Source organism: Pseudoalteromonas sp. UCD-33C (assembly GCF_001306895.1).
Taxonomy (GTDB): Bacteria; Pseudomonadota; Gammaproteobacteria; order Enterobacterales; family Alteromonadaceae; genus Pseudoalteromonas.
The window spans coordinates 552,276-577,194 of record NZ_LJTB01000002.1 but is presented as its reverse complement, the minus strand read 5'-3'; the positions used below and the strand labels follow the sequence as shown (position 1 = coordinate 577,194).

General features: G+C 40.6%; 24 protein-coding genes. 17 read left to right on the top strand and 7 right to left on the bottom strand.

Going from position 1 to position 24,919, the window contains the following annotated elements:
- Positions 1–36 precede the first annotated feature (36 nt).
- The 3 genes from AOG26_RS05900 (at position 37) to AOG26_RS05890 (ending at position 1,994) form a co-directional block, all read left to right on the top strand.
- Complete coding sequence (locus AOG26_RS05900; RefSeq protein ID WP_054561645.1) at positions 37–930, top strand: sialate O-acetylesterase; 894 nt, start codon at positions 37–39, stop codon at positions 928–930.
- A 198-nt stretch (positions 931–1,128) separates the two neighbouring features.
- Positions 1,129–1,533 (top strand): hypothetical protein, encoded by a 405-nt coding sequence (locus tag AOG26_RS05895; protein ID WP_054561644.1) that lies wholly within the window; start codon positions 1,129–1,131, stop codon positions 1,531–1,533.
- Positions 1,534–1,607: 74 nt separating this feature from the next.
- Positions 1,608–1,994, top strand: a complete 387-nt coding sequence (locus tag AOG26_RS05890) for a hypothetical protein (protein ID WP_054562004.1) — start codon at positions 1,608–1,610, stop codon at positions 1,992–1,994.
- Positions 1,995–2,001: 7 nt separating this feature from the next.
- Here the strand turns inward: AOG26_RS05890 and AOG26_RS05885 are convergent, their stop codons facing one another.
- Together AOG26_RS05885 and AOG26_RS05880 are read right to left on the bottom strand one after the other, a co-directional pair.
- Positions 2,002–2,283, bottom strand: coding sequence for a hypothetical protein (locus tag AOG26_RS05885; RefSeq protein ID WP_054561643.1), 282 nt, complete (start codon positions 2,281–2,283; stop codon positions 2,002–2,004).
- 42 nt (positions 2,284–2,325) lie between these two features.
- Positions 2,326–2,721: a hypothetical protein gene (locus AOG26_RS05880; RefSeq protein ID WP_054561642.1), complete on the bottom strand. Its 396-nt coding sequence runs from the start codon at positions 2,719–2,721 to the stop codon at positions 2,326–2,328.
- Between the two features lie 238 nt (positions 2,722–2,959).
- On the opposite strand from AOG26_RS05880, the gene AOG26_RS21025 reads away from it, so the two are divergent.
- Both AOG26_RS21025 and AOG26_RS05875 read left to right on the top strand, forming a co-directional pair.
- Positions 2,960–3,049, top strand: coding sequence for a DUF1287 domain-containing protein (locus tag AOG26_RS21025; RefSeq protein WP_152966942.1), 90 nt, complete (start codon positions 2,960–2,962; stop codon positions 3,047–3,049).
- Between the two features lie 102 nt (positions 3,050–3,151).
- Positions 3,152–4,072, top strand: coding sequence for a hypothetical protein (locus tag AOG26_RS05875; protein WP_054561641.1), 921 nt, complete (start codon positions 3,152–3,154; stop codon positions 4,070–4,072).
- Between the two features lie 65 nt (positions 4,073–4,137).
- On the opposite strand, the gene AOG26_RS05870 is transcribed toward AOG26_RS05875, so the two are convergent.
- Together AOG26_RS05870 and AOG26_RS05865 are read right to left on the bottom strand one after the other, a co-directional pair.
- Positions 4,138–6,324, bottom strand: coding sequence for an OsmC domain/YcaO domain-containing protein (locus AOG26_RS05870; RefSeq protein ID WP_054561640.1), 2,187 nt, complete (start codon positions 6,322–6,324; stop codon positions 4,138–4,140).
- A gap of 193 nt (positions 6,325–6,517) precedes the next feature.
- A complete protein-coding gene (locus AOG26_RS05865) occupies positions 6,518–7,537 on the bottom strand; it encodes a LacI family DNA-binding transcriptional regulator (RefSeq protein WP_054561639.1) in 1,020 nt (339 codons plus the stop codon).
- A gap of 415 nt (positions 7,538–7,952) precedes the next feature.
- Here AOG26_RS05865 and glk point away from each other — a divergent pair, with 415 nt between their 5' ends.
- The 8 genes from glk to AOG26_RS05825 all read left to right on the top strand — a co-directional run bounded on the left by glk (position 7,953) and on the right by AOG26_RS05825 (position 16,347).
- The gene (glk, locus tag AOG26_RS05860; RefSeq protein WP_054561638.1) at positions 7,953–8,951 is read left to right on the top strand and encodes a glucokinase; all 999 of its coding nucleotides are present in this window, start codon (positions 7,953–7,955) and stop codon (positions 8,949–8,951) included.
- 22 nt (positions 8,952–8,973) lie between these two features.
- Positions 8,974–9,987: a LacI family DNA-binding transcriptional regulator gene (locus tag AOG26_RS05855; RefSeq protein ID WP_054561637.1), complete on the top strand. Its 1,014-nt coding sequence runs from the start codon at positions 8,974–8,976 to the stop codon at positions 9,985–9,987.
- 593 nt (positions 9,988–10,580) lie between these two features.
- Complete coding sequence (gene edd, locus AOG26_RS05850; protein WP_054561636.1) at positions 10,581–12,431, top strand: phosphogluconate dehydratase; 1,851 nt, start codon at positions 10,581–10,583, stop codon at positions 12,429–12,431.
- A 34-nt stretch (positions 12,432–12,465) separates the two neighbouring features.
- A complete protein-coding gene (locus AOG26_RS05845; protein WP_054551439.1) occupies positions 12,466–13,086 on the top strand; it encodes a bifunctional 4-hydroxy-2-oxoglutarate aldolase/2-dehydro-3-deoxy-phosphogluconate aldolase in 621 nt (206 codons plus the stop codon).
- Between the two features lie 18 nt (positions 13,087–13,104).
- The gene (gene gap / locus AOG26_RS05840) at positions 13,105–14,109 is read left to right on the top strand and encodes a type I glyceraldehyde-3-phosphate dehydrogenase (protein ID WP_054561635.1); all 1,005 of its coding nucleotides are present in this window, start codon (positions 13,105–13,107) and stop codon (positions 14,107–14,109) included.
- 122 nt (positions 14,110–14,231) lie between these two features.
- Positions 14,232–14,576 carry a hypothetical protein gene (locus AOG26_RS05835; protein WP_054561634.1) on the top strand — a complete coding sequence of 115 codons (345 nt, stop codon included), beginning with the start codon at positions 14,232–14,234 and terminating at the stop codon, positions 14,574–14,576.
- Between the two features lie 21 nt (positions 14,577–14,597).
- Entirely contained in the window at positions 14,598–15,041 is a 444-nt protein-coding gene (locus tag AOG26_RS05830; protein WP_082401570.1) for a hypothetical protein, read from the top strand.
- A 169-nt stretch (positions 15,042–15,210) separates the two neighbouring features.
- Positions 15,211–16,347, top strand: a complete 1,137-nt coding sequence (locus tag AOG26_RS05825) for a sterol desaturase family protein (RefSeq protein WP_235575463.1) — start codon at positions 15,211–15,213, stop codon at positions 16,345–16,347.
- Positions 16,348–16,382: 35 nt separating this feature from the next.
- Here the strand turns inward: AOG26_RS05825 and AOG26_RS05820 are convergent, their stop codons facing one another.
- The 3 genes from AOG26_RS05820 to AOG26_RS05810 form a co-directional block, all read right to left on the bottom strand.
- Complete coding sequence (locus AOG26_RS05820; RefSeq protein WP_054561632.1) at positions 16,383–17,657, bottom strand: protein kinase; 1,275 nt, start codon at positions 17,655–17,657, stop codon at positions 16,383–16,385.
- Between the two features lie 53 nt (positions 17,658–17,710).
- Complete coding sequence (locus AOG26_RS05815; protein WP_054561631.1) at positions 17,711–18,424, bottom strand: YebC/PmpR family DNA-binding transcriptional regulator; 714 nt, start codon at positions 18,422–18,424, stop codon at positions 17,711–17,713.
- A 74-nt stretch (positions 18,425–18,498) separates the two neighbouring features.
- A complete protein-coding gene (locus AOG26_RS05810) occupies positions 18,499–20,241 on the bottom strand; it encodes an ABCB family ABC transporter ATP-binding protein/permease (RefSeq protein WP_054562002.1) in 1,743 nt (580 codons plus the stop codon).
- 209 nt (positions 20,242–20,450) lie between these two features.
- Between AOG26_RS05810 and AOG26_RS05805 the strand changes: the two genes are divergently transcribed.
- The 4 genes from AOG26_RS05805 (at position 20,451) to secF (ending at position 24,869) form a co-directional block, all read left to right on the top strand.
- Positions 20,451–21,497 carry an NAD(P)-dependent alcohol dehydrogenase gene (locus AOG26_RS05805; protein WP_054561630.1) on the top strand — a complete coding sequence of 349 codons (1,047 nt, stop codon included), beginning with the start codon at positions 20,451–20,453 and terminating at the stop codon, positions 21,495–21,497.
- A 198-nt stretch (positions 21,498–21,695) separates the two neighbouring features.
- Entirely contained in the window at positions 21,696–22,067 is a 372-nt protein-coding gene (locus tag AOG26_RS05800; RefSeq protein ID WP_152966934.1) for a hypothetical protein, read from the top strand.
- 73 nt (positions 22,068–22,140) lie between these two features.
- The gene (gene secD, locus AOG26_RS05795; protein ID WP_054561628.1) at positions 22,141–23,952 is read left to right on the top strand and encodes a protein translocase subunit SecD; all 1,812 of its coding nucleotides are present in this window, start codon (positions 22,141–22,143) and stop codon (positions 23,950–23,952) included.
- Entirely contained in the window at positions 23,949–24,869 is a 921-nt protein-coding gene (gene secF / locus AOG26_RS05790; RefSeq protein WP_054561627.1) for a protein translocase subunit SecF, read from the top strand. The genes secD and secF overlap by 4 nt, the downstream gene beginning before the upstream one ends.
- The last annotated feature ends 50 nt before the right edge of the window (positions 24,870–24,919 follow it).

Genomic DNA, 24,919 nt, shown 5'->3' with positions numbered 1-24,919 from the left:
TTATTGGGCATGTTGCTTTTGGCAAAAGGAAAAATAATGTTAAAAAGAATGGCTTTATGTGCTCTATTAGCAGTAAGTACGCAAAGTAAAGCGGATGATTACTTGCTTTACTTTATGGGTGGCCAATCAAATATGGAAGGATTTGGCTTTAATAAAGATTTACCTGCGAAGTATAAAAAACCAGTTGAAAATACCTTACTCTTTTTTGGTAACCCTGTTGCTGATGATGCATTAAATGGTGGTAAAGGTGTTTGGACTAATTTAATGCCTGGCTTTGGAACAGGCGCTAGATCGACAGGTCATTCAATTATTTTATCTGAAAGATTTGGTCCTGAATTGAGTTTTGGTAAACGCTTATCTGAGCTTACAGATAAGAAAATAGCCATTATTAAATATGCACGTGGAGGCTCATCTATTGCGCTTGGGGCATCTGGCTTTGGTACATGGGGGCAGAACTATGCTGACAACACTAAGATTAACCAATGGGATAACTTTCAAACTACCGTAAGAGCTGCGTTAGCTAACAATGATATAGATGGTGATGGTGAAGCCGATACTTTAGTCCCAGCAGGGATCATTTGGATGCAGGGTGAGGCAGATGCCTATCATGAGCAAGCATCTAAGGTTTATTTAGCTAATTTAACAAGTCTGATGAATGATATGAAGATGACTTTTGGCAATATAGAGTTACCAATCATACTTGGCAGAATAGAAGACTCTGGTAAAACACCCCAAACACGAATGATGCCATATATTGAGAGTGTATGGGATGCTCAGGAAAAGTTCGTTAAATCAAATGCTAATGCTCATTTAGTTGCCTTTGATGAGCCTGTCGAATTCATTGAAGATAAATGGCACTATAAAAGTAATTACTATATAAGACTAGGTAACCTTTTTGCAGAAAAAGCAGCCGAAACATTAGCTAAGTAAGCTTCTTTTAAATAGCTACTTAAATAATTAAACCGCCGAATTAACCTCGGCGGTTTTTTGTTTTGCACTTTTTTACAATTTAATTGTGCTTTCCTTATATGGGTACGTTAAGATAGCTTAACTTTAATTCAGTAAACAAAAGCCATTACTATTTGGTGTAATTTGTAGCTGAACAATTAATTCAGGGAAGGTGCAAATATGTTCAAGGCTTTATCTACTTTGTTGGGTGTTGGTTTATTGTGTTCTTGTGCAATAAATACAAACGTGGATGAGTATGTGCTTGGTGATGTTGAAACTTCAGTCCGAGGTCACAATGTTGAAGTATTTACAGAACGCCAATTAGTGAGCCACAGAGCAACATTTCTTGGCCAGGTTTCGAGCTATTATTGCCAATTAGAAAGTGATATGCATTTACCACAAGCGGGTCCGTTTGATGATATTAATGGTTCTAGAAGTCAACTCCAGGACACTCTTAAAAGTAAAGTACAGCAAAGGGGTGGCAACGCGATTGTATTTGGACAGTGTTATATCAGTGCTCATGCAGATACTGATTGCCAAAAAGCGCTGAGTTGTGAAGGGTTTGCGTACCAAGTTGAATATTAAAAACTTTTACTATTTCCATCTCGTTACTTAAGGTCTGGACTGTGGCGAATTATCCTAACGCTATCCTAGGTTTGATGTTACTTTTTCATGCTTCTATTGCCAGTTGTGCTGAACTTAAACCCTTCACTACAGATGGTTGCAGCTCTTTTCCTGATGGAACAATAGAACATAAAAACTTATGGTTGGCGTGCTGTACAGCCCATGATCTTGCATATTGGCAAGGGGGTACTTTCAAGCAACGTGAGCAAGCTGATATAGATTTAAAAGCGTGTGTTGCACAAGTAGGTGAGCAAGAAATTGCAGTATTGATGCTTGCCGGTGTTAGAGTGGGTGGAACACCTTTTTTACCTACTAGCTTTCGCTGGGGTTATGGCTGGCCATACCCTAAGCTTTATGGTGAACTAACAGAGCAAGAGCGCTTACAAGTTGAAAGTCGTCTAGCTGAGCTTAAAACTAAATAACCTATAGCTATCTAAATTCTTTACAGGTTTTTGATGCATCGTTGATCACAGTTGCTTCAGCGCTTTTGGAAAAATGTGATGACATGTAAAGACTTAATTGATGGTCGGGCATTTTAATGCGTGTAATGCCATTAAAGCGGTGAGGCTCAATATCTTTTGCAATCACAGCAGGAAGGGCTGTTATACCAGCTCTGTTCTTAGCCACAAAATCAACGGCTTGTTGCCATGTACTGACTTGATGTTCATGGCTTATCGATTCATTTTTATCAATGCCTAAATATTTAAGCATTAAGGTACGTGCCCCAGTTCCGCGTTTATAGACGATACCATTTTAGTTTGCCTGTCTGCGTAAATTCTCGATACTCAAGTCTGGGTTAGTACTGTGGCTGATTAACTCATATCCAACTTGATAAATTGTCGCTGAGCGAGTCGCAAATAGATCTCTCTGTGGTAACAATAAAAGTGGCATGGCAATATCTACTTCATTGTTTTGCAGCATTTTAATATGCCGTGCTTGCGGTACAGTGATTACGTCGTAGTTGCTATCAAGTTGATTGATAACGCAGCTATAGGCTGATTTTAATTCACCGTTAAATTGTTTGCGTGAGTACTTTAATGACTCGCCATTTTCACTTGATACACCAATAAGCACTTTAGCGGAAATTGAATGACTGAGTGAAATACTCATTAGAGCGAATAAGGTAAATAAAAAACGTAATAAATCCATTTATTAAAACATAATGTGGTAAGAGGTGAGTAATTTAGCAATGGCTACTCATAAATACAATATGGTTGCTGGAGCCAAAGCAGTGTGATTAATTTTACATATCAGCTTGCTGACTATTTCTTACTTTAAAACAATGAAATAAAGAGATTTTTGCTCAGTTAAGCTGAAACTACCGCTGCTAAAATCATGTAGCATTTTGTAGCTTACATATGAACTATCGAAAGATAAATTAAGAGCTCTGATTGTTCATAACATTGGCTGGGTTCCTAAAATGGAAGATAGGTTATTCACTTACAAAATTACAGGGCATTACCGATATAAACCCTAACATTCACATTAGGCTTCAATTAGTTACCACTTTAATATACATTTAAGATATCGTTTGTACCTCAATTGGGTTTAGCTTAATTTTAACTTTAAAGGGATTTATATGAAAAATGTTAGTAAATGCATTGCCAGCTTATTGTTGCTACTTCCGACGACTATTTTTGCTGCTCAAGAAGTTGTGATTGAAAAGTCAGATAAATTTACCGAACTGTCAAAAGGCTTAAAGGTAAGTGTTAGAACTGGCCCTACAAAAAATGCCAAAATTTATGACTTTTCGACCAAAAAAATAACCATCAACGATGAGCATGGTGCGCCTTTTCAACGTTACTATTTGCAAATTGCCACAGCAGATAAAGAATGGGCTAAGGAAATCATTACGTTTGATGATAAAACAAATACAATTGACTTAAATGCACTACTTTTTGGTCAATTGGTAGACACTTCTGAACTGAATAAATTAGACTCAGCGCATGCTTTTTCTTTATATAATCGCCTTGAAAGTATCCTCTCGGAAGAATACGGAACATTTGAACAGGTTTATAATAATGGCCTTGCTGACTATTTAAATTATATGTCGATAGACGCCGGTTTTGAGAATTACATAGCAAGAACCGGGGGAGCGGGCGATAAACTCACAGAATCACTAAAAGAAATAAAGATGCCGCCTCTTGTTGAGCACCAACAATTAATAAGTGAGTTTATTAAGGCTGTAAATCAAAAAGACAAAACATGGTTGTTGGCACAGCAAAGACCTAATTCCTCACAGCGAGACTCGGGAATTTATGCGCGCGGTCTAAATGTGCTGTTTGAGTATTTTGATAGCATAGGTAACCCTACAAAGTTTAATATTACCCGAGAAACACAAGGTCGCTCTTATGACCTTAATTCTAATAAATACATTATTGTTGAATTACTTGAGCACAAAGGCCAAAGAGAAAAAATAGAGATGGAGTTTATGTTTGTAGATACTTATGGTGGCCGTTTCATTGCTGAATACGACATTACAGGTGTTCGTTTTCGTTAAGTAACGGGTTAAGTAAAGTTGAAAAGCCGCAGGTTACGAAAACGTGCGGCTTTGATATTTCTTCGTTATAGCCCTGCTTTTTTAGCGCGAGCAGCGTGTAGCTTTTTATAGCTTTCGATTAAACGAAGGTGCCTGTCTAAGCCCTCAAGCTTCATGCTGGTTTCTGTTAAACCATAGAACATAACATCGCCGTTGATTGAGCCAACGACTGCATCCATCGTTTCTTGACCAAACATACGGGTGAAGCTATGAATGTAATCTTCAATCTCTAGGTCATCGCTGAGTGCGACTTCCAATGTTGCATGCATTGCTTGGTAGAATAGGCCGCGTTCAACAATGGTATTGTCGTTATACTGTAAGAATGCTTCAACAAGCTCCATTGCTGCTTCTAAATCACCAAGTGCTAAGTAAATAAGTAGCTTCAGCTCAAGAATCGTTAGCTGACCCCACACTGTGTTTTCATCAAACTCAATACCGATTAAGGTGATGATATCTATGTAGTTATCTAGTTCACTTTCTTCTAAGCGCTCAACTAAATCAGCAAGTTGATCTTCTGATAAACGATGCAGGTTTAAGATATCCTCGCGGAAGTTAAGTGATTTATTGGTATTGTCCCAAATCAAGTCTTCCACAGGATAAACTTCTGAGTAATCAGGCACTAAAATACGACATGCAGTACCAAGGTCTGAGAACTCAGCAATGTAAGCTTCTTTACCTAAGCTTTCTAAAATACCGAATAAGCTCGCTGTTTCTTCTTCATTGCTACCTGAGAAATCCCATTCAACAAAATCATAATCGTGCTTAGCGCTGAAGAAGCGCCATGAGATCACGCCAGTTGAATCAATGAAGTGCTCTACAAAGTTTTCCGGTTCAGAAACTGCCATACTATTGAACGTTGGCTTAGGTACATCGTTTAAGCCTTCGAAGCTTCTGCCTTGTAATAACTCAGTTAAGCTGCGCTCTAATGCAACTTCAAAGCTTGGGTGCGCACCAAAAGAAGCAAATACACCGCCTGTTTTAGGGTTCATGAGTGTTACGCACATCACTGGGAACTGACCACCTAGCGAGGCATCTTTTACTACAACAGGGAAACCTTGTTCTTCAAGACCATTAATACCCGCAACAATACCTGGGTACTTGTTTAAAACCTCTTGAGGTACGTCTGGTAAAACAATTTCTTGTTCTATGATTTGGCGCTTAACTGCACGCTCAAAAATTTCAGATAAGCACTGTACTTTTGCTTCGGCAAAGTTGTTACCAGCACTCATACCATTACTTAAGAATAAGTTTTCAATTAGGTTTGAAGGGAAGTAAACCGTTTCACCGTCTGACTGGCGAACATAAGGAATCGAACAAATACCACGTTCTTTATTACCAGAGTTAGTATCGATTAAGTGTGAGCCACATAGCTCACCATCTGGATTATAAATTTCACGGGTATAATCATCTAATATGCCCTCTGGTAGAGAGTCATCATCAGTCAGAGCAAACCACTTTTCATTTGGGTAATGAACAAACTCGCTATTGGCAATGTCTTCGCCTAAGAACTGATCGTTATAGAAGAAGTTACAGTTTAAGCGCTCAATAAACTCGCCTAAAGCTGAGCATAGCGCGCTTTCTTTCGTTGCACCTTTACCATTGGTAAAACACATTGGTGAGGCTGCATCACGAATATGAAGTGACCATACATTTGGCACAATATTACGCCAAGAAGAGATTTCGATTTTCATCCCTAACTCTTCAAGGATGGCCGTCATATTTGCGATGGTTTCTTCAAGGGGTAAGTCTTTACCTAAAATAAAGGTATTACTGTCATCACCTGGTTTTGCCATCAACATTGCTTGCGCGTCTGCTTCGATGCTTTCAACAGTATCGATTTTAAATTCTGGGCCAGTTTGAATAACACGTTTTACTGTACAACGCTCAACAGAACGTAAAATACCCGTGCGGTCTTTCTCAGAAAGGCTTTCTGGTAACTCAACCTGAATTTGGAAAATTTGGTTATAGCGGTCTTCTGGATCAACGATATTGTTTTGTGCAACACGAATACCATCTGTCGGGATATCGCGTGAATTACAATACACTTTAATAAAGTAAGCCGCACACAATGCAGAAGATGCTAAGAAGTAATCGAATGGACTTGGTGCAGTACCATCACCCTTATAGCGAATAGGTTGGTCTGCAATGACAGAGAAATCATCAAACTTGGCTTCAAGCCTGAGGTTGTCGAGAAAATTAACTTTAATTTCCATTAAAAAATTCCACCTTTGTGCGCGTTGTTATCTAAAGCTTTGTTTGCCAGATAAGCGTTTTCAACATAATAGGCGTAATTATCTGCTTTTTCGAAGTAATAGTCTTGGGTAAATCGAAAAAAAACTGATTTTAATGCAATAAGTTTCTGGTTGGGTAAGGAGGAGGCGATAACAAAGCTGTCATCGCTAAAAATTAAACACTCGAACCACGAATAATTAAACGCGGTGGTAAAAGGGTATTCTCTACATTTTCACCACGAATAAGTTTGAGCAGGTTATCGACCAACATTTGTCCGGCGAGGGTGGTGTCTTGCTGTACGGTGGTAAGTGGTGGGTTTACAAAGCTGGCAACAGCAATGTTATCAAAGCCAACAACATGTACATCATCAGGAACCTTGATTTTCGCTTCTTTCAAGGCGCGGATAGCACCAATAGCAATAAGGTCACTGGCGGCAAACAATGAGTTAAAGCGAATGTTATTTGCTATGAGGGAACGAGTCGCGTGATAGCCTGATTCTTCAGTTGAAATAGCATTTGCCATCTTACGTTCGTTTAAAGCCACGCCTTTGGCTAAGAAAGCATCTTTAAAACCCTGGTAGCGAGCAAAAAATTCAGGGCTATGATCAGAAGCATCACCAATAAATGCACAGTCGGTTCTACCGGTTGCGAGTAAATGTTCTGCTGCTAATTTACCACCGCCGTAGTTATCGCAGCTGACTGTTAAATCTGGGCGGTTATCGACGCTTGCACCCCAACAGACAAACTTAGTATGTTGGTCAATTAAGGTTTTAAATTTAGGTTGGTAATCGAGGTAATCACCATAACCAAGCAGTATTAAGCCATCTGCACGGTGGCTGTCTTCGTAATCGGCTTGCCAATCAGAGCTGCTCGACTGAAACGATACCAGTAAGTCGTAGCCTTCTTTTGCACAAGCTCTTGTAATACTGCCTAGCATCGCCAAAAAGAAAGGGTTTATTTGTGATTCATCCGAAGTGGGATCTTCAAATAATAAAAGGGCGAGGGTGCTACTTTGTTGAGTTCTTAAGTTACTGGCATTTTTATCAACTTTATAGTTGAGCTGTTTTGCTACCTCATGAACACGTCGACGCGTTTCTTCGTTGACTAAAGGGCTATTTCGCAGCGCGCGAGAGACGGTTGACTGCGACACACCCGCATAATGTGCAATGTCAAAAGATGTCGCCTTACCTTTCATATGGTTACCAAATAACAGAAGTAGTAATTGCCATTTTCGGCTATTTAATATTTTTTTCAAGCTATTTGTGACAAGCGGCGTGTGTGTGGCTGTTCTGTACACAGCTAGGTATTTTTTATGCGTATATAAATGCTTTTTCGATACTTAATACGCAGGTTTTTCCATTAAATACGTATGCATGCACAAATAATGAAAATTTTTATTGATCCTAATCTGACACCGGTGTCATAATGTCACTGTTTTATCATTTTGTTGTCAAAACGTATTTGGCTGCCCATTCATTTGGGCAGCATTTTTTTAATACAAAAGATAGCTTCTTTGAGGCAATGACCCAAAGTTTAGCAGACACAGTGGCTTTGCCATTGAAAACTAGAAAAATAAGCGGCAACTAGCTTAGACAAATAGAGAAAACATCATGAACACACAGACAACTACAGAATTCGCTCCTATTCTTGTTGCCGATATCGGCGGCACTAACGCTCGTTTCGCTTTAATCACTGACTTTAATGCACAAGCTAACCAGTTTGTTATCGAGCACAATTTAACTTTTCCAAGTGCTGACTTTGGCTCTTTAGAAAGTGCGATAAACCAGTACTTCAGCCAAATTTCGTTTCCAAAGCCAAGCCGTGCATGTTTAGCAGTAGCTGGCCCGATCAAAGCAGGCCAAGTTCACTTAACAAACCTTGGCTGGCACTTTAACGTTGCAGATTTAAAAGCTGAGTTTTCATTTGAGCAACTTGAAGTAATCAACGACTTTGCAGCATTTGCCTATGCAGCACCTTATTTAGATGATTCGCAAAATATGGCTGTTAAAGCAGGCCAGGCTGATGAAAATGCGAATATCGCAGTTATGGGGCCAGGTACAGGTTTTGGTGCTGCGTGTTTAGTTCGCACATCACAAGGCAGCGCTGTTCTTAGCTGCGAAGCAGGGCACATTACCCTTGCGGCAGTGACAGAGTTAGACCGCTTGTTAATCACTGAGCTTAAAAAGCAGTTAAATCATGTATCTGTTGAGACTGTGTTCTCAGGCCCTGGTATTGCGCATTTATATGGTGCTATGGCTGCGGTAAAAGGCGTTGAAGCGAAGAATTTAGATGCTGCACAAATCAGCGAGCTTGCAACCACTGGTCAGTGTGAAGTCTGTGATGCAACACTTAATCAATTTTGTGATTGGATTGGCAGCGTAGCAGGGGACTTAGCCCTGACATTTGGCGCATTAGGTGGCGTATTTATTGGCGGTGGTATTTTACCTCGCATGCAACAACGTCTATTATCTAGTCGATTTGTTGAGCGTTTTGCAGACAAAGGCATTATGTCGCAATATACTTCACAGATCCCCGTTACGCTTGTAACACAAGACAACATTCCATTCATTGGTGCTGCTGCGTGTATACATGTTAAAAGTAACGCGTAATTAGCAGTTGGATGTAGAGCGGATGAAGAAAGTAACCATCAACAGTGTCGCCAGCTATGCCGGTGTATCGAAAAAAACAGTATCTCGCGTGCTTAACAATGAGCCTAACGTGAGTGATGCAACGCGCGAAAAAGTACTTAAAGTATTTAAAGAGCTTGATTACACACCAAACCCAATCGCTCGTGGCTTGGCACAAAACCGCAGTTTTATTATTGGTTGCTTGTATGACAATCCGAGTAAAAGCTATATTACCCGTGTACAAACCGGTGCTTTAGCGGCATGTCATGAGCTTAACTACAATTTATTGATCCACCCATGTGAATTACGCGGCGAAGAATTAATTAGTAACATTGAGCAATTAATTCAAACCTCACGATTAGACGGCATTGTACTGACCCCACCATTTTCTGATTTTCCTGAACTTGTAAGCTTTTTAAAGTCGAAAAAGATCCCTTATGCCCGTGTCGCATCTGCGGTACTTGAAGACGATTCTATTTCGGTAAGAAGTAATGACGAGCAGGGAGCGTTTGAAATAACAGAGCATCTTATTAAGCTGGGCCATAAAGAAATCGCCTTCATCAAAGGTCACCCTGATCACAGTGCGACAGAGCAGCGTTTTAAAGGTTATCGAAGAGCGCTTGCGTCAAATGGTATTGAGTTTGATGAACGCTTAGTTGAAGAAGGTAACTTCAGTTATCACTCTGGTGTTGACAGTGCTCGTACAATCTTAGATTTGAACCCTCGCCCAACAGCGGTATTTGCTTCAAATGATTACATGGCAGCGGCGGTATTAAAGCTTGCTACGCAAATGCAGTTAAGAGTGCCAGATGATATTTCTATTGCTGGGTTTGATAATGCCCCAATTGCACGTCATATTTGGCCAGGGTTAACGACCATTGCACAACCAGTTGAAGAAATGACTCAGCAAGCAGTTAAGCAATTGATCACTCATATTGGTGATCCACAAGAGTCGCCTTATCAAGTAACCCTTGAAGCAAAGCTCATTACTCGTGAGTCGACAGCAGCAATTAAATAAATTTCATCTTGTTTTTTCACAGTAGCCCGAGAATGAGTGACGCGTTCTCGGGCTTTTTTATTTCAAGCTTAAAAACTTAATGAAACGCTATAAGTTACTGTTTTTATACCAATCCGCTTAATTAAGTAGTCTATTTTGAGGCAATAAAACCTCGTTGATAACAAGGCAAAAGTTTCGTTATTTAGTTGTTCTAAATGAGAAATTTTTAACACAGTTAGCGACAGGTTTAATCCCTCAAAATGATTAAGTATTATTGCGGGTTGGTATTAATTAAAACAAACCTCAAAGCTTGTCTTGCCTATAGGCCTTTAATAGTGGCACTTCACATGAATTCTACTCATATTCTACTAAAATAAAATTGTTCATTATTTGGTCATTTAAAAAAATTAAACTAAATTTAACAGATAAGGTTGACACCGGTGTCACAGTCATGAGTTAATACAGTGACACCGGTGTCAGGTTGGTTGTGAGAGACAGCCTGTCAGCGTACCTTTGAACGGGTAAATCAAAGTTGCTCAGTACAATTATTTTCGTGGAGTCTGTAATTGTTACTGAGCCTTTATCCTCTAACTATAGAGATGAGTCGAATTTATATGTTGCATCCTCGTATCCAAGAAGTCACCGAACGCGTTATCGAACGCAGTAAAGAGACCCGCCAAGCCTATTTAGAGCGAATCGCGCACGCAAAAAAACAAACAAGAGTTCGTGCTGGTTTAGGCTGTGGTAATATTGCACACGTTATGGCTGCTTGTAGCAGCGATGACAAAGCTCGTTTAAAAGCAGACGAGCAACCAAATCTAGCTATCATCAACGCTTATAACGATATGCTTTCTGCGCATGTTCCTTACAAAGACTATCCAGAAATTATCAAAAGCCTTGCCACTAAGTTTGATGCTACAGCACAGGTTGCTGGTGGTGTACCTGCTATGTGTGATGGTGTTACACAAGGCCGTGATGGCATGGAGCTTTCATTGTTCTCGCGTGACGTGATTGCAATGTCTACTGCGGTTTCTTTATCGCATGACGTGTTCGACGGTGTTTTCTGTTTAGGTGTATGTGACAAGATTGTCCCAGGACTTTTAATTGGTGCCTTATCATTTGGTCATTTACCAACGTATTTCTTACCAGCCGGTCCAATGCAATCGGGTATCCCAAATAAAGAAAAAGCCCGTGTTCGTCAAAAGTTTGCACAAGGCTTAGTAAGTCGCGAAGAGCTTTTAGAAGCAGAAAGCGCATCGTATCACAGTGCAGGTACCTGTACTTTCTACGGTACAGCAAACTCTAATCAAATGTTAATGGAAATCATGGGTCTACATTTACCAGGTAGCTCTTTCATTAACCCTTACACAGAACTACGTGATGGTTTAACAGGTCATGCTGTAGAAACCATGTTAAAGCAGCTAATCGAAACAAAAGATGCTAACTGCCTTGCAGACGTAGTAAGTGAAAAAACAATTATTAATGGTTTAGTTGGCTTGTTATCAACAGGCGGCTCAACAAACCACGCAATCCACCTAGTAGCAATTGCAAAAGCAGCGGGTGTAATCCTTACTTGGAAAGACATGGCTGACTTATCAGAAGTTGTGCCACTTCTTACACGTATTTACCCGAACGGCTCAGCCGATGTGAACCACTTCCAAGCTGCCGGCGGTATGGGCTTTTTAATGAAGCAACTACTTAGCAAAGGTTACTTACATAACGACGTGAAAACGATTGTGGGTGATGGCTTAGAAGCATACACCACAGAGCCAATGCTAGATAAAGATTCATCAGTGATCATGACTAACAGCACTGGCCCAAGCAAAGTTAAATGGGTAGCGTGTCCAGAAAAATCACACGATGAAGAAGTGTTACGTCCGATTGATAACCCGTTTAGCAAGCAGGGTGGTTTACAGCTTCTTACAGGTAACCTTGGTAAAGCTGTTATCAAAGTATCGGCAGTGGCTGAGTCACATCAAGTTGTTTCTGCACCAGCTAAAGTATTTAGCTCACAAGGTGAGTTACAAGAAGCGTATAGCCGTGGTGAATTAAACACAGACTTTATTGCTGTAATTAAAGAGCAAGGTCCAAAAGCGAAAGGCATGCCTGAGCTTCACAAATTGACGCCAGTAATGGCAACACTACAAGACCAAGGCTACAAAGTGGCGATTGTGACTGACGGCCGTATGTCGGGTGCATCAGGTAAAGTTCCTGCTGCAATCCACTTAGCACCAGAAGCGGTTGAAGGTGGTGTAATCGCAAAAATTCACGAAGGTGATTTAGTGACGCTTGATGCACCAGCGGGTGTATTGAAAGTACACGTAAGCGATGAAGAATTAGCAAAACGTGAATTACAACTTAGCCAACCAAGCCAAACATATGGTACAGGCCGAGAGTTATTCGCAGGTTTCAGAAATATAGTAAGTAGTGCAGACCTAGGCGCAAGTGCCTTTGGTTTAGAATAATAATACGCCGTTACTGGGCTATGAGGAACAAACAATGAGCATTGAGAAAATTTTATCATCGGCACCTGTGGTACCGGTTGTTGTTATCGAAAAACTTGAAGATGCAGCACCCCTTGCACGTGCGCTTTATAACGGTGGCTTAAAAGCACTAGAAATTACTTTACGTACGCCTATTGCGGCAGAAGCTGTAAAGCTAATGAAAGAAGCCGTACCAGAAGCATACGTTGGCACAGGTACTGTGGTTGATAAAGCGACATTTAATGCATCTGTTGAAGCCGGTGCTGACTTCATGGTTAGCCCAGGTGTAAACGACGAATTATTAGCACTGGCTAAAGACACTGATATTCCATTTTTACCAGGTGCAGCAACACCGAGTGAAGTAATGAAATTAGCAAGCCATGGCTTTAAGTTCTTAAAGTTCTTTCCTGCAGAAGCAGCAGGTGGCACTGCAATGCTGAAATCAATTGGTGGCCCTTTACCACAAGTAACTTTTTGCCCTACAGGCGGCATTAGCCTTGAAACAGCACCTAACTACCTGGCACTTAAAAACGTAATTTGTGTAGGTGGTACTTGGATGCTAGATAAACAACTTATTGAAAACAAAGACTGGCAAGCCATTGAAGCGCTTGCTCGCCAAGCAAGTGAAGTAAAATAATTAACGGGAGATATTAGAATGATTAATGTTGCAATTAATGGCTATGGACGTATCGGTCGTAACGTATTACGTGCCCTTTATGAGTCAGCTCAAAACAACGAAATCAAAATCGTTGCAATCAACGATTTAGCACCAGCAAATGTTAACGCGCATTTAACTCAATTTGACTCAGTACACGGTCAATTTTCTCAAAAAGTAACACTTGCTGAAAACACTATGCTAATTGGTAATGACGAAATTACCCTTACACAAGAGCGTGATCCAGCAAACCTTCCTTGGAAAGCTCTAAACGTAGATATCGTTTTAGAATGTACTGGTTTATTCACTTCACGTGACGCTGCGGCTAAACACATTGAAGCGGGTGCTAAAAAAGTAATCGTTTCTGCACCTGGCACGGACATGGATGCAACAGTTGTTCATGGTGTTAACAGCGAAGTATTAAACGCTGACAGCAACATCATTTCAAATGCATCATGTACAACAAACTGTTTAGCGCCAATTGCAAAAGCAATCAACGATACAGTAGGTATTGATCAAGGTAGCATGACGACAATTCATGCCTACACAAACGATCAAAACTTATCTGACGTTTATCACCCAGACTTATACCGTGCACGTAGTGCAACTCAGTCAATGATCCCAACGAAAACAGGTGCAGCTAAAGCAGTTGGTTTAGTACTTCCTGAACTTGCGGGTAAACTTGACGGTATGGCAGTACGTGTACCAACAATCAACGTTTCTTTAGTAGATTTAACGTTTGTTGCTAAGCGTGAAACAACTGCAGCAGAAATCAACGAAGTCGTTAAAGCAGCATCAGAAGGTGCAATGCAAGGTATTCTTGAATACAACGAATTACCGCTTGTTTCTATCGACTTTAACCACAACCCTGCGTCTTCAATCTTCGATTCTACCCAAACTAAAGTAGATGGTAAGCTTGTTAAAGTGATGGCTTGGTACGACAACGAGTGGGGTTTCTCAAACCGCATGTTAGACCAAGTTAAAGCGCTAGGTCAGTTCTTATAAAAGAACAGTAAAAGTTTAAGCTTTATCCAACAAAGCCACGTTTATCGTGGCTTTTTTGGTTTTTGCTGGATAAAAGCATTTATTCACAGTATCTTGTCTTTAAACATTTTTAGGGACAGATGATGAATAAATTTTTAATACCTTTATGCCTCTTGTTAGTGTCTTGCTCATCAACACAAGATAAAAACCTACCCGATTTTAATATTCCCAAAGATGTGATATCAAAAGCAAAAGACGACTTCAGACGATCTGATGATAAAATTTTATTTATGATGATGGTTAATCAAGCGGGTGATGTTGTGAAAGTCAGTGTATTAGATAATAAGCTGCAAAATAAGCAATTCTTAAATATGTTTAAAAAGAATATGTATAACCTTAAATATCCAAAAGCTCAGCAAGGGGACCCTGAATTTAGAGAATTCATTTTACCATTTGGTGTAAAAACTGAAGTAGAATTCTATGGTTAATCCCATTTTATGAGGAAAATAATGAAAAAAATCTTATTAACTACTTCACTCTTTGTAATGTCGTTACTGTCTAGTTATGCTTCAGCATCAGAAGAAGCTCAGCAACTTGCAGTGTGTTTAACTGATTCACTAAATGGCAAAGAGCGGAAAAATCTCGCTAAGTGGATTTATCTGGGGATGTCGACGCATAGTATTATTAAACCTTTCTCGAACGTGACAGAGCAAGATATAGATGAAACTAATCGCTATGTTGGTGCATTAGTTACGCGTTTATTAACCGAAGACTGCCCAAAGCAAGCAAAGGCTGCGATTGAAGTCGGCGGTCAGGGGGCAATGGAAAACGCATTCGGTATTGTCGGTGAAGTTGCAATGCAAGAGTTAATGGCTGAGCCAAGTGTGGGTAATGCTCTAGGTGCATTCGATAAATACCTAGATCAAGATAAGTTTGATAAAGCATTTCAATAATAGTTTAAAGGCTTATTATTTTATAAGCCTAAATCGTTTCATAGGGATATGGATATTCAATAATCTTAGACAGTTATTCGCTAATAACTGGTTATGTACACATAATAGTAATGGTCTAGCGGATATTTGTTCCTAAATTCTTCTGTGTTAAGCTGCAAAAAATTGATAAATGGATTTTTATATTATGGCACGTCTTTATCATCGGCTATTTAGGGCTGAGCAGTTTCAAGTGGGTGAAGGCAATATCAGTGGCTACATTGCTTGCTTCTTAGCGATTTTATCCTGTTTAGGGGTATTAGCATTTCATTTTCCAGAGTACTTAACGACCCCAGAGCTCAGGCAAAATTACAGTGTCGAGTTTTTACGCCAGCTGATGTTTGTGGCATTGATTATTTCAGGCAGTTTAGGGTTGTTGAACTTTGTTCGTAATACTAATAAGCGGCTCGGTGCAACGGCTTGGGTGTTGATCTTACTTGCTATTGCATTTGGTGGGCCGAATGTTGAAGTGGGTGATTTTAGAGATAATACGCCGTACTTGGGGCTTGATTGGTTCATTCTTGATTTACTTGGCTCCACACTGATTTTTATTCTAATTGAGAAGCTCCTGCCGCACCGTAAAGAACAAAAAATTCTCCGCTCTGAGTGGCAGGGTGATTTAAACCATTTCTTTGTTAATCACTTAATTATTGGTTTTGTATTGCTGGCTACCAATCAGTTCGTGCATCACGCATTTGGCTGGGCTGTGTCTGATACTGTACAAGGCTTTATTATTCAACTGCCATTTGTACTGCAGTTATTTTTAATTATTTTAGTGGCCGATTTAATGCAGTATTTTGTGCATAGAGCTTATCACGAAGTACCCCTGCTTTGGCGTTTTCATGCCGTACATCACAGTGCAAAAGAAATGGATTGGCTTGCAGGCTCTCGTCAGCATATTTTAGAAATACTCGTGACGCGTAGCTTAGTGCTCACACCTATTTTTGTGCTCGGCTTTCCATCGGATGTTATTAGCCTATATGTCATTATTGTTGGCTTTCAGGCTGTGTTTAACCACGCTAATGTTCGGGTGAAGTTTGGTTGGCTAAAGTATTTGCTGGTTACGCCTCAGTTTCATCATTGGCATCATTCATCTGATAAAGCGGCCATTGACCGTAACTATGCCGCGCATTTTTCTTTTTTAGATTATCTATTTGGTACTGCTGTAAAAGGTCAAGCAGAGTGGCCCGATAAATATGGTGTAGTTGGCGATTACATGCCCGAAGGAATGTTAAAGCAGCAGGTGTTCCCGTTTAAAAAGCAAAAATAAAGCCTCACTGAGGCTTTATTTATAATTATCTACACTCATAATCGCGAAACTAGCTCAGAAAAGCGAGGGCGTTTGTCAGAGTTGAGTACTAAGCACTCTTGAGCTATGTCAGTAAGCATGTTGGTAATGTCGTTTTCTTCACTCACTACAGTCAGTAAATCATCGATGAAATAACCAAGGGCGCGTACTTCAATGCCTTCTAATAGCTGCTGTTGATTAGGTGTCAGCATTGATAAGTCAGTTGCCGCACCAAAGTCACCAAATAATAACTCGCCATGTGAATTGATCATGCTGTTATGGGCATAAATGTCACCATGGCTTACTTGTTTTTGATGCAAATGGGCGAGGGTACTTGCCATTTGCTTGACAATTTTTAGTACCATTTCTGGAGAATACTGGCTGTTGTCTTCGAATGTGTCACGGGTACAAGTTGCAAGAGAGGGGGGCAAACCAAGATTACTAAACTCTTTACTGATAAGCTCCATCACTAAACCAAGTTGTGACTCTTCATCGACATAGCCCAATGCTTTAATGAGATTTGGATGCTCACTTGCTTTTAAACAACAATTTAGCTCATCAAGTGGATAGCCATCACTGGTGATCTCGCCTTTAAATAACTTAAGGGCAACAGGACGTTGATGCCAATTGGCCAAATGAATGACCCCAGACGCACCTTGGCCAATCTGCTTTTTAACTTCGAATTCATCCAGTGCAATTTTGCTAAACTGCTCACAGTGTAAGCTAGTTGAGCGATTTAAATCGTTACCAGAGAAGCCAAGCCAAGCAAGTTTCGGTAAAGCTAAAAGCCAATCTTCAACTTTTGTAAGCTTATTGGCACTTAAACGGATTAGCTCAAGCTCTTTACAATTAGCCATCGAAGCTGGCAAATCAGTTAACTGATTACCTGCCAGTGAGAGCTTTTTAAGCTTGCTGTACTCACCAAATGTATCAGGTAAAGCAGGAATTTGATTATCAGTTAAGATCAGCCATTCAATCTTCGTTGGTAAACAGTGCGCTTTAAATTCAGTAATTTGATTACCTTTAAATGCCACCATGATTAAGTTTGGGCATTGTCTTAGCACGTCTGGAATATGTTTAAACTGATTAAATGATAAAAACAGCCGTTTGAGATTTTTTAATTTGTAAAAATCGTCAGGTAAATCACTTAGCTGATTATTAGATAAATCGAGGATTTCTAACGTATCGGCTAGGGTATAAATTTCTTTTGGCAATTCGGTTAGTTCTGCAACAAGCTGAAGCCGTGTACAACCTTGTAGAGAACCGGCTTTTAACTCTTCGAGGGTATTCAATGTTGATTCCTTTGGGCTAAAAGGTAAAAGGCCAACTTGGTTGGCCTTTTTAATTAAAACTGTGCGTTGTGGTAAACGTTTTGTACGTCGTCACAGTCTTCTAGCATGGCTAAAAAGCGTTCCATGACTTCAACGTCTTCACCTTCAATGGGTGCTTCTACTTGCGGCACAAAAGCAATTAGATCTTCGTGGAAATCAGTAATCCCCATTTCTTCAAGTGCTGTACGGGTATTGTTGTACTCAGTGTGTGGAGCGAATACAGTCACTTTACCGTCTTCAACTTCTACATCTGTTACATCTACATCTGCCATCATTAGTGCTTCTAAAACAGCCTCGTCATCATCACCATCAAATACAAAAATAGCGAGGTGATCAAATAAGTGTGATACTGAGTTTTGCGCACCAATTTTTGCATTCGCTTTTGTAAAACAAACACGTACGTCAGCAAAGGTACGTTTGTTGTTGTCGGTTAAACAGTCAACAATGATCATACAGTTGCCCGGGCCGTAACCTTCGTAGCGAGTTGCTACATAATCTTCGCCGCCACCGCCTTTGGCTTTATCGATTGCACGCTCGATTACATGCGTAGGTACTTGGTCTTTCTTAGCACGCTCAATTAAGCGACGAAGCGCTAAGTTGCCATCGGGATCAACACCACCATTCTTAGCGCAGATATAAATTTCTTTTCCGTACTTTGAATAAACTTTGGTTTTTGCACCCGCAGTTTTTGCCATTGAGTCTTTTTTGTTTTGATAAGCTCTGCCCATCTGCGTGTTGCCTTTTTGTTATAGATAAAAATAAAGCGGTTATTCTAATCATTTAACCTACTAGTTAACAGTGTTTATTCATCGCTTTGCTGTAACTGCCACATTCGTGCGTATTCACCATTTGCTGCAAGCAGTTGATGGTGCTGACCTTGCTCAACAACCTGTCCTTGTTTCATAACAATAATTTTGTCAGCGTCAGTAATTGTTGATAAACGATGCGCAATGACTAAGCTGGTATGTCTTTGTGCGACTTCACGCATCGCACTTAAAATAGCTTGCTCTGAATGCGAATCTAGCGCCGATGTTGCCTCATCAAATAATAAAATCGGTGAACCTTTTAAAATGGCTCTGGCAATTGCAATGCGTTGTTTTTCACCGCCTGATACTTTTAAACCGCGTTCACCAACAAGGGTTTTATCGCCTTTATCTAGGCTGGCAATAAATCCATCTAAATGGGCAAGGTTTATGGCTTTATCAATTTCATCTTCGCTTGCCGTTGGATTTCCGTAGGCGATGTTTTCGCGAATGCTGGTGTTAAATAGCACGGTATCTTGCGGTACGATGGCAATTGCTTGGCGCAAACTTTCAAGTGTCACAGTGTTGATTGCTTGCTCATCGATATAAATTTTACCTGCATCAACATCATAAAAACGGTAGAGCAGGCGGCTTAGAGTGCTTTTACCTGCGCCACTGGCACCCACAATCGCCACTTTGCTGCCAGAAGTAACCTCAAAGCTTAAGTTATTTAAAATTGGCCTTTGTTTGTCGTAACTAAACGACACATTTTCAAATCGGATAGCTGCTTTGGTTGCATTTAATGGTTTTGCATCTTTGTCATCGCTAATAGCGGCTTTTCGATTTAACAGCCCCAGCATGTTTTCAAGGTCAGTCAGCGCACGGCGTATCTCACGATAAACAAAACCTAAAAAGTTAAGCGGTAAAAATAACTGGATCATATAAGCATTGATCATCACAAGCTCACCTATTGTTAGCTCTTTGTTGACCACTGAGCTGGCACCTAGCCACATTAGCGCTGTAATAGCCGCGGCAATAATAAGTGCTTGCCCTGAATTAAGCGCAAGTAACGATAAACGATTTTTTAGCCTCGCTTGTTCCCACTTAGCTAAAAAGCCGTCGTAGGTGCTCGCTTCATAGTTTTCATTGTTGAAGTACTTAACGGTTTCGTAATTTAGTAAGCTGTCGATTGCACGGGTGTTTGAGTTGTTATCGGCAGCATTTGCTTCACGAATAAATCGGTTACGCCACTGAGTTACAATCACAGTAAAAGCAATGTAACTAGCAACCGCAATTAATGTGACCAGTGCAAACCAAGGTGAAAACAAGGTTGCAAAAATAATGGCTACTGTGATTATTTCAAATAGCGTTGGCACGATGTTAAACATCAAAAAGCGCATTAAAAAGCTGAGGCCACTTGTGCCACGCTCTATATCGCGACTGATACCGCCTGTTTGCCTGTCAAGATGAAAGGCAAGTTCTAAACTATGCAAGTGTTTAAAAACTTTTAAGCCAATATGTCTCATTGCGTGCTCAGTAACACGGCCAAATAACGCATCGCGTACTTCACCAAAAAATACACTGGCAAAGCGCAGTAAACCATAGGCGATCAGCAAGGCAATAGGAACGCTTAATAGCGGGTTGATACTCGCATCAACCGCGTCAATTATTTCTTTTAGTGCCCAAGGCATCAGCAATGTGGCGCCTTTTGCAGCAATAAGCGCTAAGATGGCTAAAATAACCCGGCCTTTAAAGGTCATTAAATAGGGCCAGAGTGTTTTTATGCTTTGTGATAGGTTCATTGCATCAGGCGATCTCGTCACCTGTTCTTTGCGGCTCATTCCACGCATGAGGGTCTCTTAAAATCAATTTGATAAAAATAGGCAAAAGCTTTCGTGTTTTAGGCAAGTGTAATTTGTTAACTTACCTCTATACTGAATGCATTATACACCAGCGCATTAGCAAATTAGTTAATGCATGAGTAAAACACGAAGAAAACTAAGGAGTAAGCATGAAAACCGTCGGTTATGCAGCACATGATTCTGAAAAACCATTAGAGCCGTATCATTTTGAACGCCGTGCACTTCGTGATGAAGATGTATCAATTGAAATTCTATATTGTGGCGTGTGCCATTCTGACTTACACACCGCAGAAAACGACTGGGGCTGGACTCAGTACCCAGTGGTACCAGGCCATGAAATCGTTGGTCGCGTCCTTGAAGTAGGCAGCGGCGTTACAAAATATAAAGTGGGCGATAATGTTGCTGTGGGTTGTATGGTTGATAGCTGTTTAAGCTGTGACCAGTGTCATAACGGTGAAGAGCAGTTTTGTCGCGAAGGGATGGTAGGAACTTACTCAGGACAAGACCGCATTAGTGGTGAGCTCACTCAAGGTGGTTATTCAAAACACATTGTGGTGCGTGAAGAGTTTGTATTGAGCGTGCCTGAAGGCTTAGACCTTGCTAAATGTGCACCAATTTTATGTGCGGGTATCACAACCTATTCGCCACTACGCACGTGGAATGTCGGCCCAGGTAGCCGTGTTGGTGTGATTGGGCTAGGTGGTTTAGGTCATATGGCAATAAAAATCGCAGCTGCAATGGGCGCACATGTTACGGCAATTAGCCGTAGTGATAAGAAAAAACAGCAGGTTTTATCTTATGGCGCAAAAGATTTATTGGTATCGAGCGATGAAGCTGCCATGCAAGCGCATGCAAATCAATTTGATGTGATCATTAATACCATTCCGGTAAAACACGACTTTACGCCGTATATTCCGCTTTTAGATATTGATGGTACGCAAGTATTGGTTGGTCAAGTGGGTGAACTTGAAGAAACTAACTCAGTGCCATTATTAATGGGACGTCGCCGTGTTGCTGGCTCATTGATTGGTGGTATAGCGCAAACTCAAGAAATCCTCGATTTCTGTGCACTGCATAATATTCTGCCAGAAGTTGAAATGATTAAAATGGACCAAATAAATGACGCATTCGATAAGTTAAAGCAAGGTGATATGGCCTCACGCTTTGTTATCGATATGTCATCATTAGAAGTTTAACAAAGTTAAATTACTAAGCGGGCTTAATTAGGCCCGCTTTTGTTTTAGTCACTTTTATTTAAGTAATAACTTGTGTTTTATTTTTTTGCCCTCATTATATCCCTGTTATCCACTTAATTTATTGGTCAGTTCTTGTTACGGTTTTTCTCAGTCATTATCTTGCTATTTACTGTGTTCTTTAGCGCACAGAGCATGGCTATGCCTGACACGCACTCACACTTTGCTGCGACTAAATTGTTCCAAGTCGAGCTGACTAAAACCCCAGTTATTTCCCAAACTCATACAGTTGAACATCCTAAACCGGTAGAACCATCCGGGTTTGATACCCTAGTGCCGCGTTTAACTGCCAGTAATTCATCATTATTTCTTTATCACAGTCAGGTTGACCCTGATTACGAGTTATTAATTGAATTCTTTGCTGAAGACTGGAGAAAAGAGCACTTTTTAGCGCCGCCAGGTGTAGTGCGTGTACTCCCATGGTTTGCATTAGCAACTCAACGAAAATCCCGCATTAGTGGCTGGAAAGACGCCAACCTCTTGTACAAAGCCAATACCACCTACCATAGCTAAACGACTTCCTTCGTTACTTTTTATTTTTTTAATTAAATATTTACCGGCTGACAATGCCGGAAGGAAGTCATGTATGTCACATAAATCAAAGCCGGCGCTATGGCGTCGTCTAAAAATGAGTTATGTCGCTATGATAGCGGCGTGTTTTTTATTAGCGGTTAGTGCACTACCTAACCTTTACCCTAACAAATCTTGGTTGCACATTAGCTTGCCAGATCAAACTGTGACGCTGCAAAGTGTGACAACATCACTAAATCAACATGGTTTTGAAGTGACTGAAGCCAATGATAGCCAAGCACAGCTGGCTATTTTATTAGCTGAGCCGACTCAAAGTGCCAATGCGCTGAGTTTTATCAAAACACAATATCCACAACTAGAGGCTAAAATTGTTGAGCATGCGACAAGCCCGCAATGGCTCCAGCAGCTGGGTCTATCACCGATTAAATTGGGACTCGATTTAAATGGTGGGGTGTTATTTGTGCTTGATGTTGACCTTGATAAAGCAATGCAAGAGTACTTAAATAGTGTGTATCAACAAACTAAATTGACGCTTCGTAAAGACAAAATCCGTGGGATCCGGGCAAGTGAAGTCAAAGAAGGGGTTGAGCTACAAATTTTACCAAGCTCCGAGGAGCAACTCTCAGGGCTTGTTTCAACGTTGCAAGGTCAATTCAAAGGCCTGATGCAAACTAAATCAACAACGAATAACCTAACTACGGTATTACTACATTTTAACGAGCAAAGCCAAAGCGAATTTAATAAACAAGTTATGGCGCAAAGCTTAACAACCCTGCGTGGTCGCATTGAAGAGCTTGGTATCACTGAAGCGGTAACGCAAAGACAAGGTAAGCAGCGTATTCGCATTGAGTTACCCGGTGTGCAAGACCCATCTGAAGCTAAGCGTATTATTGGTGCAACTGCGACCCTCGATTTTTATCAGGTCGTCGAAGTAGGAGGTAAAGCGTTTAATGTGCAAGGCGGTGGCGTTGTTAATTTAAACCCTGTTGCGATTTTTTCAGGTGATCACATTAATAATGCCAGTGTTGGCAAAGATGAATGGGGCAAGCCTTTAGTTCAGCTTAGTTTAGATTCGCAAGGTGGCGATGCGATGTCTGCATTTTCTAAGCACAATATAGGTAAGCCTATGGCCACGGTGTATTCGGAATACTCACGGGATGCAAATGGCGACGTTGTTAAAAAAAGCGAAGTGATCAATGTGGCAAACATTGCCCAGCATTTAAGTTCTCGTTTTAGTATTACTAATATGAAAAGCCCGCAAGCAGCCTACGATTTAGCGCTTTTACTGCGCGCAGGTTCACTCACAGCGCCAGTGACCATTGTACAAGAACAAACCATAGGCCCAAGCTTAGGCAGTGAAAACATTGAACACGGCTTAGCTGCGTTAATGCTGGGCATCGGTATTACCCTTGCATTTATGGCGCTTTGGTATCGTCGCTTAGGATTGATTGCCAATATTGCTTTACTCCTTAATTTAACGGCTTTAGTTGGTTTAATGTCGTTATTGCCGGGTGTTGTGTTGACACTGCCAGGTATTGCAGGGCTTGTACTAACGATAGGTATGGCAGTTGATACAAATGTGATTATCTTTGAGCGAATAAAAGAAGAGAAACGTAAAGGTCGACCCACTTATCAAGCGATTGAACAAGGCTATAACCAAGCATTTACGACCATTTTTGATGCCAATGTAACAACCATGATCACAGCAATTATCCTATACGCCATTGGATATGGACCGGTGAAAGGCTTTGCAATCACATTAGCGCTTGGGCTATTAACCAGTGTCTTTACTGGCGTTTATATTTCAAAAGCGCTTAGCCAAACACTCTACATTAAACTAACCAATTTGACGGGGGCTAAAGCATGAGTTGGTCAACATTAACTGCAGCGAGTAAAGCACGCGTTTTAGGGTTATTGCTAAGCTGTGTTTTAGTCATCGCAAGCCTAGGTGTTTTATCTGTAAAAGGACTAAATTTTGGCCTTGATTTTACAGGTGGCTACATCAGTGAAATTAACACAACGTCAGTCACGACAATTGCTGATTTAAAGGCAAAGTTAAGCCCCGAGGTTGCGAGCAAATTAACCATCACTAAAGCAGGTGAATATCACTTTGTTTTAAGAGAAGCACCAGAGGCTAGCAAAGCCAGTACTTGGCAAGCAGAGCTGAATGACCAAGGTGTAGAGTATAGCGTATTATCTAGCTCATTTTTAGGCTCACAAGTGGGTGATGAGCTTTTTGAACAAGGTTGTTTAGCTTTATTTGCGGCGCTGATTGCAATTATGGTTTATTTAGCAGTGCGCTTTGAATGGCGACTCGCGGTAGGTTCAGTGGTTGCACTGTTACATGATTTAACTTTAGTGCTGGGCTTGTTTTCCTTACTTGGGCTTGAGTTTAATTTAACCGTGCTGGCGAGTTTACTGGCTATTATTGGTTATTCATTAAATGACTCAATTATTGTTGGTGACAGAGTTAGAGAGCTTTTACGTATTCAGCCAGACAATCAACGCATTAACACCCATGTTGTGATTAATGATGCAATTGGCTCTACGTTAACGCGTACATTGATCACCTCAGGCACAACACTTGCGACCATTGCCTGTATTTGGTTGCTTGCTGGTGCTGCATTAACGGGCTTTGCCATTGCGTTATTTGCAGGCATTGTGGTGGGAACCTTCTCATCGATTTGTATCGCCGCTACCTTGCCGCAGTTATTGGGGTTAAGTTCAGAAAATTACACCCAAACACTGGATGATAAAACCAAAGCCTATATGGATATGCCGTAAGTCAGTTTTATAACTTACTTTCATCAGCCGCTATTTTTCCATAGAATAGC

Excerpts from the sequence above, each read along its gene's own strand:
- AOG26_RS05830 (WP_082401570.1), top strand. The coding sequence starts at position 14,598 with ATGAAAAAAATCTTATTAACTACTTCACTCTTTGTAATGTCGTTACTG.
- glk (WP_054561638.1), top strand. The coding sequence starts at position 7,953 with ATGAACACACAGACAACTACAGAATTCGCTCCTATTCTTGTTGCCGAT.
- gap (WP_054561635.1), top strand. The coding sequence starts at position 13,105 with ATGATTAATGTTGCAATTAATGGCTATGGACGTATCGGTCGTAACGTA.
- AOG26_RS05845 (WP_054551439.1), top strand. The coding sequence starts at position 12,466 with ATGAGCATTGAGAAAATTTTATCATCGGCACCTGTGGTACCGGTTGTT.
- secF (WP_054561627.1), top strand. The coding sequence starts at position 23,949 with ATGAGTTGGTCAACATTAACTGCAGCGAGTAAAGCACGCGTTTTAGGG.
- AOG26_RS05895 (WP_054561644.1), top strand. The coding sequence starts at position 1,129 with ATGTTCAAGGCTTTATCTACTTTGTTGGGTGTTGGTTTATTGTGTTCT.
- AOG26_RS05875 (WP_054561641.1), top strand. The coding sequence starts at position 3,152 with ATGAAAAATGTTAGTAAATGCATTGCCAGCTTATTGTTGCTACTTCCG.
- AOG26_RS05890 (WP_054562004.1), top strand. The coding sequence starts at position 1,608 with ATGTTACTTTTTCATGCTTCTATTGCCAGTTGTGCTGAACTTAAACCC.
- AOG26_RS05825 (WP_235575463.1), top strand. The coding sequence starts at position 15,211 with ATGGATTTTTATATTATGGCACGTCTTTATCATCGGCTATTTAGGGCT.
- AOG26_RS05855 (WP_054561637.1), top strand. The coding sequence starts at position 8,974 with ATGAAGAAAGTAACCATCAACAGTGTCGCCAGCTATGCCGGTGTATCG.
- AOG26_RS05810 (WP_054562002.1), bottom strand. The coding sequence starts at position 20,241 with ATGAACCTATCACAAAGCATAAAAACACTCTGGCCCTATTTAATGACC.
- AOG26_RS05815 (WP_054561631.1), bottom strand. The coding sequence starts at position 18,424 with ATGGGCAGAGCTTATCAAAACAAAAAAGACTCAATGGCAAAAACTGCG.
- AOG26_RS05900 (WP_054561645.1), top strand. The coding sequence starts at position 37 with ATGTTAAAAAGAATGGCTTTATGTGCTCTATTAGCAGTAAGTACGCAA.
- AOG26_RS05870 (WP_054561640.1), bottom strand. The coding sequence starts at position 6,324 with ATGGAAATTAAAGTTAATTTTCTCGACAACCTCAGGCTTGAAGCCAAG.
- edd (WP_054561636.1), top strand. The coding sequence starts at position 10,581 with ATGTTGCATCCTCGTATCCAAGAAGTCACCGAACGCGTTATCGAACGC.
- AOG26_RS05865 (WP_054561639.1), bottom strand. The coding sequence starts at position 7,537 with ATGAAAGGTAAGGCGACATCTTTTGACATTGCACATTATGCGGGTGTG.
- secD (WP_054561628.1), top strand. The coding sequence starts at position 22,141 with ATGTCACATAAATCAAAGCCGGCGCTATGGCGTCGTCTAAAAATGAGT.
- AOG26_RS05805 (WP_054561630.1), top strand. The coding sequence starts at position 20,451 with ATGAAAACCGTCGGTTATGCAGCACATGATTCTGAAAAACCATTAGAG.
- AOG26_RS05885 (WP_054561643.1), bottom strand. The coding sequence starts at position 2,283 with ATGCTTAAATATTTAGGCATTGATAAAAATGAATCGATAAGCCATGAA.
- AOG26_RS05880 (WP_054561642.1), bottom strand. The coding sequence starts at position 2,721 with ATGGATTTATTACGTTTTTTATTTACCTTATTCGCTCTAATGAGTATT.
- AOG26_RS05800 (WP_152966934.1), top strand. The coding sequence starts at position 21,696 with ATGCCTGACACGCACTCACACTTTGCTGCGACTAAATTGTTCCAAGTC.
- AOG26_RS05835 (WP_054561634.1), top strand. The coding sequence starts at position 14,232 with ATGAATAAATTTTTAATACCTTTATGCCTCTTGTTAGTGTCTTGCTCA.